This window comes from Chryseobacterium sp. HNCC26DJ239 (genome assembly GCF_057180445.1).
The window spans coordinates 575180-590364 of sequence record NZ_JBXUGJ010000001.1 but is presented as its reverse complement, the minus strand read 5'-3'; the positions used below and the strand labels follow the sequence as shown (position 1 = coordinate 590364).

The window sequence follows — 15185 nt, the reverse complement described above, 5'->3', positions numbered from 1 at the left end:
ATTTTTTTTTAATCAAACAAGATGGCTTTATTTGCTTAGAACGTTGGGTTTTTGCAGTCTTCAAACTCTTTTAAGAGGTTTTTGAAAACGGTTTCCACAGGTAAAACTTCGTCAATAAGCGCAGAAACTTGCCCAATTTCTAGTTCGCCTTCTTCCATATTCCCTTCAAACATTCCTAGTTTTGCTCTTGCTCTTCCTAAAGAAGCGATTAGAGCTTCTTTATTTCTTCCCTGGTTGTAGATCTCTTCTAGTTCGTTAAAGAATTTATTTTTTACCAATCTAACGGGCGCAAGTTCTTTCAAAGTTAAATGAGTGTCTCCTTCGTTCAGTTCGGTAATTTTTTTCTTCCAATTCTCGTGTGCACTTGCTTCAAGAGTTGCTGCGAATCGTGAACCAATTTGTACACCATCAGCACCGAGAATCATGGCTGCTTTTACTTGAGAGCCTAATGCAATTCCACCAGCAGCAATTAGTGGTTTTGAGATATGTTTTTTCACATTAGGAATTAAGCATAGCGTAGTGGTTTCATCTCTTCCGTTATGGCCACCTGCTTCAAAACCTTCCGCAACAATAGCATCAACACCTGCATCTTCACATTTTACAGCGAATTTTGTAGAAGAAACTACATGTGCTACTTTTACATTTTCTTTTTGAAGACCTTCTGTGTAAGTTTTTGGATTTCCGGCAGAAGTGAAAACAATTTTTACTCCTTCTTCTAGAATTATATTAATCACTTCATCAAGATTAGGATAAAGCATCGGCACATTTACTCCAAAAGGTTTGTCGGTTGCTTGTTTACATTTTCTAATGTTTTCCCTTAAAACATCGGGATACATGCTTCCTGCGCCAATAATTCCTAAGCCACCACAGTTAGAAACTGCAGAAGCGAGTCTCCATCCGGAATGCCAAATCATTCCCGCTTGAATGATAGGGTACTGTATATTAAAAAGTTGCGAAATTCTATTATTAGTTTCCTGCATATCTAATTTTTTTTGATAAGGTTAAATACAACTGAGTTGCTAAGTAAGTAAAAATAATAAAACTTACGCTTATAACTAGACATAAAAAAAACCTCCATTTCTGAAGGTTTTAAATTTTTATTTTGATACTGAAGCTTTTTTCCAGTTGCTTCTAAAATCGCAATTGTATCGACCGTCGATTGATATAAAAGTAGCAGGAATTTTTTCATTCACATACTTTTCTACCATTTCGTTTCTACGTTTGTCTAATGCCAATTGCTTTATTCTATCGTAATCTGTTTCAAGAGTTATTTGGTGCGCTGCAATATCGTCTTCAATTTTGATGATTTTTACAACAGATCTGTCTCTTTCGTCTTTGTCGTCGAAAGCTGTTGTGATATCTCCTTTTTTAAGACCAGCCAATTCATAACTTACAGTTCCCGGAATGCTTTCTCTTTCAATTTTATTAGAACCATCTTTTCCAGTAATTACACCAGCGTTGAATTTTGTTCTTTTATCGTCAGAGAATTTAAAAGCTGCTTCTTTAAAACTTAATTTTTCTGATTGAATTAAACCTCTAATACTATCTAATTTTTTCTTTGCAGTATTTATTTCTTCTTCGTTTGGCGTTGCCATTAAAAGAATGTGACGTGCATCATATACTTTACCAGACTTTTTTACCAACTGAATGATGTGGTATCCAAACTCAGATTCAACAGGGTCTGAAATTTCACCTTCCTGAAGATTCAAAGCTGCAGCTTCAAAGGGTTTTACCATTTGGCCTTTGTAGATATTCTTCATTAAACCTCCTGTTGGTGCAGAACCTTTGTCTTCAGAATAAATTCTAGCCTGGCTTTCAAACGTTTCTCCTGCAATAATATCTGCTTTAATTTTCTTTAGCCTTGCAATTAACTCATCTTTATGCGCATCTGTAAGTTTCGGAAACATCATAATCTGCGACAAAGATACCTCGTCTTTAATCTGAGGAAGCTGAGTTTTGAATGTATTGTAGAAATCTGTTACTTCGTTTGGGGTAACGTCTGCTTTTTCAGTAATTCTTTGATATTTTGCCTGGCCGTAATATTGGTCTGTATCGATTTTCTCGATTGCATTTTTCATTTCGTACTGATTACGGAACTTGTAGGCAGCCAACATTGTTTTTTCGTCAGGAAACTGTGAAACCAATTGGTTGTATTTTGCGTTTGCCTGCTCCTTTATTGCAGCAGAACGGTTTTCGATAAGGGTATCTTTTTTCGCTTCTACTACCAAAAGTTTGTTGTTGAGAAGGTTTTCAAGAAACTCGCATTTGTTTGTATTTCCTGCACCTTGCTGTTTTGCATAATTCATCTGCTCTTCAACGTCAGATTCTAAGATGATTTCATCTCCAATTACAGCAGCAATCCCGTCTACCAATTGCCCTTTCTTTAGCTGAGCTGTGGCGTTCACTGAAAAAAATGTCATGAAAACACCAAAAAGAAAAGCAATCTTAAATTTATTTATCATTTTCTACTATTAAACAAGTTGCAAATTTAGAATTCTTAATGAATTACGCTAAATTTTTTATTATAAATATTTCTTAAAAACTAAATATTAACCAAGTTCTACTTCGAAAGAAGTTAATTCTTTGAATTGTTTGATTCTTAAATAAACATCTGCTTCTTCTACTTCTGAAATTCTTTCTGTTCCGAATTTTTCTACAGTAAATGATGCCATTGCAGAACCTACAATTAAAGCAGACTTCATTGTTTCAAAGTCGAACTGACCTTTTTTTGCTAAATACGCCGCAAAACCACCTGCAAAAGTATCTCCTGCACCAGTTGGATCGAAAACTTCTTCAAGAGGCAAAGCCGGAATTGCGAAGATTTTTCCTTCCCCGAATAAAAGCGCACCGTGTTCTCCTTTTTTGATAATCACGTATTTTGGACCCATTTCGTGGATTTTTTGAGCTGCTTTTACCAAAGAGTATTCTCCTGAAAGTTGTCTTGCTTCTTCATCGTTGATGCTGATTACGTCTGTCTTAGCAATCATCAATTTTAGTGTGTCCATTGCAGTGTCCATCCAGAAATTCATAGTGTCTAGAATGGTAAGTTTTGGACGGTTGTTCATTTTTTCTAAAACAGAAAGCTGTACTCCAGGATGTAAGTTTCCTAAAAGTAAAACTTCTGCATCTTGCATAGAATCAGGAATTTTTGGGTCGAAGTTTTCAAGAACGTTCACTTCTGTTGCCAAAGTATCTCTTGTATTTAGGTCGTTGTGGTATTTACCAGCCCAGAAGAAAGTTTTTCCTTCTTTTACGATTTCAATTCCTTCGATATTTACGTTTCTGTTGCTGAACATATCTAAATATTCTTGAGGAAAATCTCCACCAACAACAGATACAATTCCAGATTTTACACCCAAAGTAGAAGATGTTATTGCGATATAAGTGGCTGCTCCACCTAAGATTTTATCAGTTTTACCAAAAGGAGTTTCGATGGCATCAAATGCTACACTTCCTACAACTAAAAGTTTCATATTTTATGTGTTATTTTTTTATTTAAATTAATTTTTCCATTCAAAAGTATCCAAAAGATGCATTAAATCTTTCTTAATATAATTTACTGCAGGAGCCAATGAATCTGGTTTTGGTCTTGAGTTGAAATACAGGTATGCCGTTAAGAAATGTTTAGTACTGTCGGTTGCATAAAACTGAATGTTTGCCGCAGTTTGTCCTTTCAATTCATAAAAGTTACCGTAAACTTTTCTTTCAGGATATTCAAATGATTTTGTATCGATAGAACTTGCTTTTACCGTGTGTCTGTATACCATTTTCTCGGCTTCTGCAACTTGGTCTGCGAAGTTATTTTGAATAGGGTAGTAGGTGATGAAAACTTTTGCTTTCATTTTTGGGTAATTCAGGTAATACCAACAAGGTTTTTTGGCATCTGCAAGCTGAGCAAAGTTCGAATATTCGAATGTGTAATTACAATTTGCATCCAGTTTTTGATATTTTGGAGTAGGATATTCAAGTCGTAATTCACCGTAAGGCTTTGGCGTAGCTTCTTTTCCACATGAAAGTAGAAGCATAGACGCAAATACAAAAATGACTTTTTTAATCATTTGGCAAAAGTACAAATTAGATTTTAGATTTTCGGGCACAATTTTCAGTCTTTCAACGCGTTTTGCAGATAATTTTCGAGAGGCTTCGGAAAAGAACGTTTTTGAGCATCATTTACATCAGAAATCATTAGTTTTTTGTTTTTTAGTAAAGCTTTCCAAGCGCTTTCTGAAGCAATTTCTGTATCGAAAATTTCAATGCTTAAATTTCTGTGCGTTAGTTTGTGTTCTATAGTTTTTACACTTTTTATATATTTTATATTTTCCGGAGCGATTTCCGGGAGAAATTCAAATAGTTTTTTCCAAATAAAATCGTCGCCGCGTTGCTGTATCAAAAACTCTCCGTTTCTGTGCACAAAATAGTATTTCAAAGACAGGTTTTCTGTTTTTACTTTTTTGGTTTTAACGGGAAAATTATTGGTTTTACCAGTAGAAAATGCGAGACAGTCTTTATTTATTGGGCAATCTTTACAATTCGGATTTTTTGGTTTGCAAATTTCCGAACCTAAATCCATCATCGCCTGATTAAAATCTCCCACATTTTCAGGCATAATTAAATGTGCCAGTTCTGAAAAATATTTGAAAGCGGTAGATTGTGAAATATCAAAATCATCAGCGAAAATTCTGCTCAGTACACGATAAAAGTTACCATCAACAGCAGGTTTTTTTGCCCCAAAACAGATGCTTGAAATTGCTGCTGCTGTATATTTGCCGACGCCTTTTAGTTTTAGAATATCATCATAATCAGAAGGAAATTTACCTCCAAACTCAGTCATAATCTGCTGTGAAGCTTTATGAATGTTGATGGCGCGAGAATAGTATCCTAAACCTTTCCAATGAAGAATAACTTCGTTTTCATCTGCCTCCGCCAAAGTTTTTACATCGGGAAAACGTTCTACAAAACGGTTGTAATGCCCTAAACCTTGCGCAATTCTTGTCTGTTGAAAAACGATTTCACAAATCCAGATTTTATAAGGGTCTTTTGTATTTCGAAAAGGCAAATCTCTGGCGTTTTGAGCGTACCAGTTTAGAATTTTGTTTCCAATATGCAGAAAGTCGTTGTTGTTTTGTAAGGTGTTCAAGAAAGTAATATCTGAAAAATTATCCCGCAAAGATACTTAAAAGCAATGTAGAAAAATGGGCTCTTTTTTGATGAATCGTATAGTGTCTTTATTTTACATTAGGTTTTTTCAATTTTCAACATGCTTAACGTGATTACGTCTCATTGTAAACTGAACCTGTAATTGCTAGAGCGTGGTTTTTATTGTTTATCACTAGTTTTTTGTTACTGCATGAAATTTTTATTCACAAGGTAATATTTAAAAAATTATTATAAATGTCTCTGAAATAATATATTCACGAAGAAAATATTACCAAGTTCAATAGATTCAAGATAATAAAAACGTTAAAATACAAATTAATAAAAATTACTTATCTTATTAAAAATCAATTTATAGGAGATGCATAAAGCCATCGTTCCCAAATTAAAGAAGAAAAAACATTGGCTATTCTTGGGGTATCAGTAGTTCCTTTATAAGCAGAATCCATCCAAATATAGTAGGTTTTGTTGGCCCCGCTTGTATTGTTTATCATAAATTGTCCTACTGCCATTCCAAACATTCCACCTCTCGTAATACCTCCTGCTCCTGCAGTAGCTCCAACTGGCATTAGATCTGGAGAATTTGCATACGAAGAGCTTGAATCACAAATAAAAATATGTGCCCAAAGACTTCCGTCTACATCGATTACATTTGGGTCTATGGAAAGTGTTGTTCCGGCAGAAACTATCCATTTTCCAGCAGGTAAAATAATGGACGCATTGGTATAGTATTTTTGATCTAAATTAGTCATTGTAATTCCTGATCCCGGCAAAGTTCCTAATACCGTTGGTGTTACCGAAACATTTGTTGCCCAGCTTGCATTACCATTGGTATCTGAGCTCAAAATCTTACCACTGCCTTGCGAGCCATCCACTAAGCGAAATCCTGTTCCGGAACCTCCAGAAGTTGCGTCAATATGAAGTTTTGCTGTTGGAACTTTCGTGGTAATCCCAACATTTCCGTTTTCTAATATTGTAATTCCATTAAGATCACTTGAACCGTTAAATACTCTAAATCTAGGATTTCCATTATCATTTACTTGGTCTAAATACCAGCTTTTATCTAGGGTAGCTTGTCCTTGAAGTGTAATTTGTCCGCCCTCCCCATTTTTTTGAATATAAACTTCATCCACAGCATTTATTTTCCCGTTTACATCCAACATAACAGATGGATTTGTTTTCCCAATTCCAATAGTACCGTTGTCTTTTACTACAAACTCTGTTCCTGCACTTCTTGGGGTAACACCATCTGAATTTGTAGTCAGTTTTACCATTGTGTTGGCGTTATCATTTGCGAAAGAATCATTCGAAAGATCAGAATTGGTTGCTGTACTTACTAGTTTTTGCCATGCACTTCCATCAAAATAATAATACCCTATTGCATTGATATTTATTCTTTGGCTAGAGCTGTCGCCACTAGTTACATCTGTAATAAAAATGATTGCCCCAATTTGGTCTGCCCCATATAAAGTGTTTCCTTTATTGGTAAGCTGTAAGCGCGTAAGGCGTGGAGCGATTACTCCATCTACTTTTGTAGCATTTGAAGCATCTCCTACAATATCTAAGGAAGATTTAGGCGTTGAAGTATTAATACCCACCTGAGAATAAGCAAAAGCACTACAGGAAAATGCAATTGCGAGAATAAAATTTTTCTGCATATTTGATATTTTTATGGTTGGTAAAATGATAATTATAAACAAATAATTATCTATCAAATATACAAATAATAAAAATATTTTATTATTTATTTAATGAAATGTTCGGTTTGTAAAAAAAAATCAAATAAAATGCTAGATTTTTTATATGAAAATGTGCAATTAAGAAATAGCGATGTTAAAAGTTAAATGATGAAAAAAGATAAAATTATTGTCTGTAATTTTTTGTTAATTTTAAATTTAAGGGATAGTATAAATGAAAATCGAGAAAGCAAATAGTAAAGACGACGCAATATTAAGTGATATTGCTTTTAAAGGGAAATCTTTTTGGGGCTACGAAATTGAGCAATTAAATGAATGGAAAGAGAACTTAACGATAACACCGAATTATATTGAAAATAATGATGTTTATAAGTTGGTTGTTGAATTTGAAATTGTTGGTTTCTTTAGTTTTCTTACAAGTGAAAACAATACTTTAAAGCTCGATTATCTTTTTATCTACCCTCAATACATCGGAAAAGGTTATGGAAAAGTTCTATTAAACAAAGCAATTGAAGTCGCAAAAGAAAAGAAAGCTCTAAAAATAATTTTAGACGCAGACCCAAATGCAGAAAGTTTTTATAAGCATTCTGGCTTCAAAACTTATGCACAAAAAGAGTCTTCAGTTAAAAATAGATTTTTACCACAAATGGAATTGGTTTTGAATTAAACTCCTTCAATTTTCAAAGAAGATACAAAGCTCTCTTCTGCGGCTTGATAGCCAATTTCAAAAAGTTCATTCAAACGGTGTTTTTTTCTTTCAAAAGTTCCGTAGCTAGAGAATTGCTGTGATGTAATGAGCCAATCACAATGGTCGAATTTTATTTTTTCTACGCGGTAAGATAAAAGGTCATAAGAGCGTGACACAATGGCTTTTATCGATTTTAAATCATTAATATTAATATTGTGTGGTGGCGAAACAAAAACTCCAATCAATTTATCACATTCATCCCGAATAATATCTGCTGGGAAATTATTGAGAACTCCGCCATCGCAAAACATTTCCTCACCAATTATATAAGGCGTTGTAATCCCAGGAATAGAACAGGAAGCAATGATAGCGTCGACAATTTTGAAGTCGTTATCGAAAATTTTTTGAGTTCCCGAAACAAGTTCGGTAGCTACAATTCGCACTTCTTTATCGAGTTCGCCAATTTTTAAATCTCCAAAAATAGGTTTAAGATAATTTCTGAAAATAACAGACGAAACCAAACCTGGCTGATTGAAGGTAAAGTGTTTCCAATTGAAAAAGTACACAGAATTGAAAAAGTCTAGAATTTCTTCAGGAGTTTTCCCTATTGCGTGCAGACAACCCACGATAGAACCCGCGCTGCAACATGACAGAATGTCTATATTGATTTTCTTTGTATTCAAAAATTTTAAAACCCCTGCATGAGCAATTCCTTTGGTGCCTCCGCCAGAAAGTACTAAACCTGTTTTTTCTGAAATCATAGTTTAAAATTAGTGATAAGTTCCTATAAATAGTGGTTTAAAGGTATTAAATTTTTCATAAAACTGAGATTTGATGGCTGTTTTTAAAGAAAAGTTAATTTAAATTATTAAGACATTTACCAAAGAAAAAATCCTCAAAAATAAGATATGAGGATTTTTATGAATAATAATTTATATGAAGATTGTTGATTGCGATGTTACATTTTTTTGTGTTTTTAAGATTGATGTTATTTATCATTCAATAATTATTCCGAACTGTGTGAAGATTTATTAAAAAATGAAAAAAATACATTAAAATTTGTTAAAATTGAAATGTTTTTTTCCTTCTGAATTTATTTTTGGTTGAAATTCGTCTTCAGAAACAATAAAGAAAGCCCCGAAAACAAGTTTCGAGGCTTTGTATTTATCAACAAGCAACCATTACGTATTGCTCATTACTTATCCTAAATAAGGGTATTTGTAATCTTTAGGAGAAACAAAAGTTTCTTTAATAGACCTTACAGAAGTCCATCTTAGTAAGTTCATTTTAGAACCAGCTTTATCGTTTGTTCCAGAAGCTCTACCGCCACCGAAAGGTTGCTGCCCAACAACTGCACCTGTAGGTTTATCGTTGATGTAGAAGTTACCAGAAGCATTTTCTAATGCCTTGAAAGCTTCATTCACAGCATATCTGTCTTGTGCAAAAACAGAACCTGTTAATGAATAAGGCGAAGAAGAATCTACCAAAACCAAAGTTTCTGCCCATTTTGCATCTTCGTACACGTAAACAGATAAGATTGGACCGAAGATTTCTTCCACCATACTTTCGTATTGTGGGTTGGTTGTTTCAATTACAGTTGGGTGTACAAACCATCCTTTAGAATCGTCGCAAGTACCACCAATTGCTACTTTTGCTTCGCTTGAAGCTGTTGCTCTATCGATGTATCCTTTACATTTTTCGAAAGAGTTTTTATCGATTACCGCATTTACAAAGTTTGAAGGGTCTTCAGGAGAACCTACTTTAATAGTTGCGATTTGGTTTTCCATTACTTTTTTAACATCTGCCCAAAGAGATTGAGGGATGTACGCTCTTGAAGCTGCAGAACATTTTTGACCTTGATATTCGAAAGCTCCTCTTACCAAAGCAGTTGCAACCGCTTCTACGTTTGCAGATGGATGCGCAATTACGAAGTCTTTTCCACCAGTTTCACCAACGATTCTTGGGTATGTTCTGTAGTTGTGAATGTTATCCCCAATCATTTTCCACATTCCTTGGAAAACTTTTGTTGAACCTGTAAAGTGAAGTCCTGCAAAATCTCTGTGTGCCAAAACTTTCTCAGCAGTTTCTTTTCCATCTGTGAAAATCATGTTGATAACACCTTTTGGTAAACCAGCTTCAATTAAAACATCCATAATTACTTTTGCAGAATAGATTTGTTTGTCTGAAGGTTTCCAAACGACAACGTTTCCAAGCATTGCCATACAAGTTGGCAAGTTTCCAGAAATCGCTGTAAAGTTGAACGGAGTTACCGCAAAACAGAATCCTTCTAATGGTCTGTATTCAACACGGTTCCAAATTCCTGCGTCCGAAACGGGTTGCTCAGAATACATTTCTGTCATAAATTCTACATTGAATCTCAAGAAATCGATGAATTCACAAGCGGCGTCAATTTCAGTTTGGTGCACGTTTTTAGATTGTCCAATCATTGTAGCAGCGTTGATTACATCTCTGTAAGGACCTGCAATAAGGTCTGCTGCTTTTAAGAAAATAGCTGCACGATGTTCCCAACCAAGCTCGTTCCATTGTTTTTTTGCTGCTAAAGCTGCATTAATCGCATCATCTACATGCTGCATCGTTCCTCTGTGATAGAACCCAAAATCGTGAGCGTGATCTTGAGGCGACTGAAGCTGTACTTTATCTCCCGTTTTTACTTCTTCTCCGTTGATTACCATTGGAATTTCAGTTTTTTCTGCCCACATTTTTTTGTACTGAGCGATAAGAGATTTTACTTCTGCAGATCCCGGTTCGTAAGTGGTAACCGGTTCGTTCGTTGCAAATGGTACTTGCGAAATTGCTTTTGACATATGATTTTGTATATTTTTTCTGAATGTTACAAATTTACAACATTTATAGTTTATTCAGCAGCATTGTCACGGTGCATTTTCTATACAGGTATTTTTTTTAAAACAGTAAATAATTCCAGTAGATAAGTTTTGTTTAAGTAAATATTTGAAGATATTTATTTCGGAAAATACTCAGGTAAGATTATGTTTAAGCCTTATAAAATCTTCCAAACTAAAATTTAACCAGGATAAATTTGATTATTTTAGTTCAAAAAACAAGAAAAACGGAAGTTTATATTTTCTCGTTTTCCAAAATTTTTAAAACTAATTTTTCTTCATGCGTAAGATCTGCTTTACCGTCGTTTTCTTCTATTTTTTCTAGCTCATCTAGATATTTTTTTATAGAGTTATTTTCGTACAAATTAATGACGAGAGGGTGCACATAATATTTTTTGCAAACGGTACTGGTGTTGCCTAAGTGTTCTGCAACTATTTCTAGCGCTTGCTTTACCTTCCTTTTGTATTCTTTATTACTTTCTGCGTACCCTATTTCTTTAAAAGCAATTAAGGCGTTTACAGTTCCCGACCAGGTTCTGAAATCTTTTGCAGTAAAATCTTCTCCGCTAATTTCTTTAATATAGTCATTTACCATTCCAGAATCGATAGAGTGATGGTTTCCTTCATCATCATAAAATTGAAAAAGCTCTCTACCCGGAATTTCCTTACACTTCTGCACCAATCTCGCGAGTCTTTTACTTTTCAAGTCTACATTATGCATCACGCCTTTTTTTCCTTTAAAAGAGAAATTTATTTTTTGCCCTTCAACTTTTACATGTTTATTTTTTAATGTAGTTAAACCGAAAGAACCGTAGAGTTTTTCGTAGGCATTATTACCAATTCTAATGTTGGTTTTTTGCATTAAACTTACAATTAACGCCAGAATTTTTCTTTTTTCAAAATTTCTCAGTGCTAAATCTTTCTCTACATGAAGCCTAATTGAAGGCAAAGCGTAACCAAACTGAAGCATTCTGTAAAATTTTGTATGATTTCTAAGTGCACTCCACAGCGGATGATAGCGATATTGTTTACGTTTTTTAAGATCAAAACCTGTCGCCTGAAGATGGCCGTTGTCTAAAGCGCAAATCCAAACGTTTTCCCAAGCAGGAGGTATTACCAAACTGTTGATACGCTTAATTTCTTCCTTATTTTTTACCTTTTCACCATCCTTAAAATAAGAAAACTTTTTACCCTTCCTTTTACGAGTAATTCCTGAAGATTCTGCATCGGAGGTATAAACAAGATGTACCGCCTTTGCAGAAGCCTCTGGATCTTTCATAATCTTGATAATTTTGGAAGGTTTTAGATGGTTTATTATCTCCAAATCTAAATTTTCCATAGCTTAACTTTAAGAATTTTTACCTCTCGAAAAAAGCCATAAAATAATACCCAAAACGCCTACTACGAGGATAATTCCCCACCACATTCCGGCTTTAAAGATGGTTTCTACCGCTTCACAACTTGTTAAAAGCATTAAACATAATAGAGAAATGCTCAATAAACCTAGTTTTTTCATAATAATTTATTTTTTTGGTGTTAATAGTATTTTTGGGTGATGGATACTTGATGCTAGATGTGAAGTTTTTAAAATTTCAAAAGTAAATCTCAAACCCTATTTTCATCTGCTCTCCATTTTTTAATTGATTTTTTGATGTCGTCTCCGGAAATATTCTCTTTCAAGGCCTTTTCAAGCAAGATTTTAAATTCATCGTCGTACGCAAAACGTAAAGCTGCAATTTGGCTAAAACTTAATTTTTCTTCCACAAAATCAGATCTTAAATTGAAAATTTCAAAATAACGCTGCTTAAATTCTAATCTTACCATTCTGTTTTGCAGAACAAGCGCATAATGTTGTCTAAGCATGATGGCGAGATAAAAAATCAAAAAAATAACGACTGAAAACAAAATCCATAAAAGCTGATGTTCCTCATCATTAAAAATTTTAAAAATTCCCAAACCTTCCAAAATAATTAGCAACGGAAGGTAAACGAAATGATGCGGAGCGTAATATCTGCTGTGATTTTGATAATTCTGTGTTTTCATAGGTTTTATTTTATGTTTAAGTCTTTTGCAATAATCTTTCCAAAAAAGAGTCTTGTGGTATGTTTCCGTGTTTTGAAATTATTTTCAAAGCGTAAAATGAAACATTTTGTAACCATTTCAACCATTAAATTTATCAATAAGAAAATCTTTACAGCTTTAGGAATTCCAACCGGTCAAAATTCGTAACTTTCGGTTTTTAAAATTGATCAAAAAAATGACTTCAAAGGAAAAAGTGGCTGCACTTCGTGAAGAGATGCAGAAAAATAATGTTGATGCATTTATCGTATATTCTGCAGACCCGCATATGAGCGAATATCTTCCGCAGGAATGGCAAGAAAGAGCTTGGTTATCGGGTTTTTTAGGTTCTGCAGGTTTTGTGGTAATTACAAAAGATAAAGCTGGACTTTGGACGGATGGAAGATACTTTACACAAGCTCCAATTGAACTGGCTGGTTCTGGAATCGACCTTTTTAAAGACGGAATGGAGGGAACTCCCAATTATATCGACTGGATTATTTCAGAAATTCCACAAAACGGTAAAGTAGCAGTAAATGCAGTGGCAACTTCTCATGCCAATTGGCAAACTTTAGAACATAAATTAGGTGCTAAAAATATCGAGCTTGCAGATTTACCTTTATTAAAAGAGGTTTGGAAAGACAGAGGAACGCCATCGAAGAACCCAATTTTTGTTCATCCTGAAAAATGGGCAGGAAAATCTGTAGTTTCTAAAATTGCTGATATTCGCCAAAAAATGGAGGGACAGGAAGCTGGAGTTCATATTATTTCAAGTTTGGACGATGTTGCTTGGACTTTAAATTTAAGAGGAAGCGATGTGGAAGCCAACCCCGTATTTTTAGGATACGTAATTATCACGAAAAATGACGCAATTCTTTTCACCGATTTAGAAAAAATGCAGGTGGAAGCAAGAAAGCAAATGGACGATTCTTTCGTGAAAATGATGCCGTATGAAGAGTTTTACAATCACCTTCAAACCATTAAAAACGAAAAAGTATTGGTTTCGCCAAACAGCAATCAATCTATTTTTGACGCTTTAAAATCGGAAAATCAGTTCATCAAAGCTGCAGTTCCTGGAAATTTAATGAAAGCTCAGAAAAACGAAACGGAGTTGGAAGGTTTCAGAACAGTAATGGTGAGAGACGGTGTCGCGATGGTGAAATTCCTTTATTGGCTTACGCACAATGTCGGAAAAGAAGCTATGAACGAGTATTCTATCGGTCAAAAACTGAAAGGTTTCCGTGCTGAAGGAGAAAATTTTGTTGGTGAAAGCTTCGGAAGTATTGTTGGCTACAAAGATAACGGTGCCATTATGCATTATTCTGCAAAATCTGAAGGAAGTAAGGAGGTTTTGAAAGATGCGACGATTTTGGTAGATTCTGGAGGTCAATATTTGGAAGGAACAACAGATATTACGAGAACTTTTGCTTTGGGAGACGCTTCTGAAGAGTTTAAAAGAAATTCAACTTTAGTTTTACAAGGTTTGATTCGTCTTTCAATGGTAAAATTCCCGAAAGGAACAAGGGGTGTTCAATTGGATGCAATTGCAAGACTTCCTTTATGGATGGAAGGTAAAGATTACAACCACGGAACAGGTCATGGTGTTGGAAGTTTTATGAACGTTCATGAAGGTCCGCAAAACATCAGAAAAGACATGAATCCGCAAGAACTTTTACCAGGAATGGTTTGTTCTAATGAACCTGGCTATTATTTGGAAGGAGAATACGGAATTCGTCATGAAAATTTAATTGCTGTAAAAGAATCTGAAACCACAATTCATGGAACTTTTTATGAGTTTGAAACCTTAACATTCTGTCCATTCTTTAAGGATACCATTGTAGAAGAAATCCTTTCTGAAGAAGAAATCAACTGGCTGAATGCATATCACAAACAATGTGAAGAGAAATTGGCTCCACATTTGGAGGGTGAAGTAAAAGATTGGTTCTTACAATTGGTAAGTGCATTATAGTGCAATAAAAATATTTTAAATATAACACTACCGTATTTTTACGGTTAAGATACCGTAAAAATACTGATAGAATTGAAGCGTATTGGTATTAGTTTTGCCAAAGCAAGTTAAAACTCAATCACTTCATATAAATTATTTTAAAGCCGTAAGTCATCTCAGATTTTGAGGTGACTTTTTTACTGTTTTAAACTTTCAATAGACATTCCTTCGTGTGTAATAACGAGTGTTTCTGTCGCAACTTGAGAATCCTGGCTAATCAAAACCGGACCAATATATTTTGAAGGGAAACTATTTTTTAACCTCCAAATAATTAAAGGATTAAACTGTTCATCAAGTAATTTTATCACAATATCTCGTCTTTCGACATTGCCAAAAGACTTAGTTTTCATCCAATTAAAAAAATCGTTATCACCTTTTACAATCGCTCTTTTCAAAGTAACATCCGAATATTTTAATAATCCAGGAGCTTTTTGTTCTGACTCTAATTTAGAATTACCATCTCTTACCGAAATAACATCGATATTCATGTCTAATCCTGAAACTTCAAGAAATTCTGTTCTTGTTCCGCCCCATTCCACAGAAAAATGGTAGCGATTAATAATTTTTGGAGGCATGGTTGTAGTATTTAATTTTGTATTAAAGATACTGATTTTTAATATATTGTAATTCTTTATATTGAGTTTATACGTAAGTGGAAATTTTTAATGATGCTTTATTAATACTGATTTTGTATATGTTGATTTACATTCATTAAATAA

The 15185-nt window shown here is 34.2% G+C and carries 14 protein-coding genes; 2 read left to right on the top strand and 12 right to left on the bottom strand.

The window, feature by feature from the left end; genetic code table 11:
- Positions 1-35: 35 nt before the first annotated feature.
- From AC2A1D_RS02735 to AC2A1D_RS02710, 6 genes are all read right to left on the bottom strand, one after another.
- Entirely contained in the window at positions 36-980 is a 945-nt protein-coding gene (locus tag AC2A1D_RS02735; RefSeq protein ID WP_484042136.1) for an NAD(P)H-dependent flavin oxidoreductase, read from the bottom strand.
- A gap of 117 nt (positions 981-1097) precedes the next feature.
- Positions 1098-2462, bottom strand: coding sequence for a peptidylprolyl isomerase (locus AC2A1D_RS02730; RefSeq protein ID WP_484042135.1), 1365 nt, complete (start codon positions 2460-2462; stop codon positions 1098-1100).
- Between the two features lie 87 nt (positions 2463-2549).
- Positions 2550-3473 carry a PfkB family carbohydrate kinase gene (locus AC2A1D_RS02725; protein WP_484042134.1) on the bottom strand — a complete coding sequence of 308 codons (924 nt, stop codon included), beginning with the start codon at positions 3471-3473 and terminating at the stop codon, positions 2550-2552.
- 27 nt (positions 3474-3500) lie between these two features.
- Complete coding sequence (gene gldD, locus AC2A1D_RS02720) at positions 3501-4058, bottom strand: gliding motility lipoprotein GldD (protein ID WP_484042133.1); 558 nt, start codon at positions 4056-4058, stop codon at positions 3501-3503.
- Between the two features lie 44 nt (positions 4059-4102).
- On the bottom strand, positions 4103-5137 hold the full coding sequence (gene mutY / locus AC2A1D_RS02715) for an A/G-specific adenine glycosylase (RefSeq protein ID WP_484042132.1): 1035 nt from the start codon (positions 5135-5137) through the stop codon (positions 4103-4105).
- Positions 5138-5501: 364 nt separating this feature from the next.
- Entirely contained in the window at positions 5502-6812 is a 1311-nt protein-coding gene (locus tag AC2A1D_RS02710; RefSeq protein ID WP_484042131.1) for a hypothetical protein, read from the bottom strand.
- Between the two features lie 253 nt (positions 6813-7065).
- On the opposite strand from AC2A1D_RS02710, the gene AC2A1D_RS02705 reads away from it, so the two are divergent.
- Complete coding sequence (locus tag AC2A1D_RS02705; RefSeq protein WP_484042130.1) at positions 7066-7518, top strand: GNAT family N-acetyltransferase; 453 nt, start codon at positions 7066-7068, stop codon at positions 7516-7518.
- Here the strand turns inward: AC2A1D_RS02705 and AC2A1D_RS02700 are convergent.
- From AC2A1D_RS02700 to AC2A1D_RS02680, 5 genes are all read right to left on the bottom strand, one after another.
- Positions 7515-8300 (bottom strand): patatin-like phospholipase family protein, encoded by a 786-nt coding sequence (locus AC2A1D_RS02700; RefSeq protein ID WP_484042129.1) that lies wholly within the window; start codon positions 8298-8300, stop codon positions 7515-7517. The genes AC2A1D_RS02705 and AC2A1D_RS02700 overlap by 4 nt on opposite strands.
- Positions 8301-8738: 438 nt before the next feature.
- On the bottom strand, positions 8739-10364 hold the full coding sequence (gene pruA / locus AC2A1D_RS02695) for an L-glutamate gamma-semialdehyde dehydrogenase (RefSeq protein WP_484042128.1): 1626 nt from the start codon (positions 10362-10364) through the stop codon (positions 8739-8741).
- 271 nt (positions 10365-10635) lie between these two features.
- Positions 10636-11679 carry a DNA topoisomerase IB gene (locus tag AC2A1D_RS02690; RefSeq protein ID WP_484042127.1) on the bottom strand — a complete coding sequence of 348 codons (1044 nt, stop codon included), beginning with the start codon at positions 11677-11679 and terminating at the stop codon, positions 10636-10638.
- A 69-nt stretch (positions 11680-11748) separates the two neighbouring features.
- Positions 11749-11916, bottom strand: a complete 168-nt coding sequence (locus tag AC2A1D_RS02685) for a phosphatidate cytidylyltransferase (protein WP_484042126.1) — start codon at positions 11914-11916, stop codon at positions 11749-11751.
- 89 nt (positions 11917-12005) lie between these two features.
- Complete coding sequence (locus AC2A1D_RS02680) at positions 12006-12443, bottom strand: DUF6526 family protein (RefSeq protein ID WP_484042125.1); 438 nt, start codon at positions 12441-12443, stop codon at positions 12006-12008.
- Between the two features lie 214 nt (positions 12444-12657).
- Between AC2A1D_RS02680 and AC2A1D_RS02675 the strand changes: the two genes are divergently transcribed.
- Positions 12658-14427, top strand: coding sequence for an aminopeptidase P family protein (locus AC2A1D_RS02675; RefSeq protein WP_484042124.1), 1770 nt, complete (start codon positions 12658-12660; stop codon positions 14425-14427).
- 176 nt (positions 14428-14603) lie between these two features.
- Here AC2A1D_RS02675 and AC2A1D_RS02670 read toward each other — a convergent pair whose 3' ends face one another.
- Positions 14604-15041 (bottom strand): phage tail protein, encoded by a 438-nt coding sequence (locus AC2A1D_RS02670; RefSeq protein WP_484042123.1) that lies wholly within the window; start codon positions 15039-15041, stop codon positions 14604-14606.
- Between the last annotated feature and the right edge of the window lie 144 nt (positions 15042-15185).

What these genes read in the sequence shown, in the direction of transcription:
- AC2A1D_RS02735 (WP_484042136.1), bottom strand. Translation starts at nt 980, where the DNA reads ATGCAGGAAACTAATAATAGAATTTCGCAACTTTTTAATATACAGTAC.
- AC2A1D_RS02730 (WP_484042135.1), bottom strand. Translation starts at nt 2,462, where the DNA reads ATGATAAATAAATTTAAGATTGCTTTTCTTTTTGGTGTTTTCATGACA.
- AC2A1D_RS02725 (WP_484042134.1), bottom strand. Translation starts at nt 3,473, where the DNA reads ATGAAACTTTTAGTTGTAGGAAGTGTAGCATTTGATGCCATCGAAACT.
- gldD (WP_484042133.1), bottom strand. Translation starts at nt 4,058, where the DNA reads ATGATTAAAAAAGTCATTTTTGTATTTGCGTCTATGCTTCTACTTTCA.
- AC2A1D_RS02710 (WP_484042131.1), bottom strand. Translation starts at nt 6,812, where the DNA reads ATGCAGAAAAATTTTATTCTCGCAATTGCATTTTCCTGTAGTGCTTTT.
- AC2A1D_RS02705 (WP_484042130.1), top strand. Translation starts at nt 7,066, where the DNA reads ATGAAAATCGAGAAAGCAAATAGTAAAGACGACGCAATATTAAGTGAT.
- AC2A1D_RS02700 (WP_484042129.1), bottom strand. Translation starts at nt 8,300, where the DNA reads ATGATTTCAGAAAAAACAGGTTTAGTACTTTCTGGCGGAGGCACCAAA.
- pruA (WP_484042128.1), bottom strand. Translation starts at nt 10,364, where the DNA reads ATGTCAAAAGCAATTTCGCAAGTACCATTTGCAACGAACGAACCGGTT.
- AC2A1D_RS02690 (WP_484042127.1), bottom strand. Translation starts at nt 11,679, where the DNA reads ATGAAAGATCCAGAGGCTTCTGCAAAGGCGGTACATCTTGTTTATACC.
- AC2A1D_RS02685 (WP_484042126.1), bottom strand. Translation starts at nt 11,916, where the DNA reads ATGAAAAAACTAGGTTTATTGAGCATTTCTCTATTATGTTTAATGCTT.
- AC2A1D_RS02680 (WP_484042125.1), bottom strand. Translation starts at nt 12,443, where the DNA reads ATGAAAACACAGAATTATCAAAATCACAGCAGATATTACGCTCCGCAT.
- AC2A1D_RS02675 (WP_484042124.1), top strand. Translation starts at nt 12,658, where the DNA reads ATGACTTCAAAGGAAAAAGTGGCTGCACTTCGTGAAGAGATGCAGAAA.
- AC2A1D_RS02670 (WP_484042123.1), bottom strand. Translation starts at nt 15,041, where the DNA reads ATGCCTCCAAAAATTATTAATCGCTACCATTTTTCTGTGGAATGGGGC.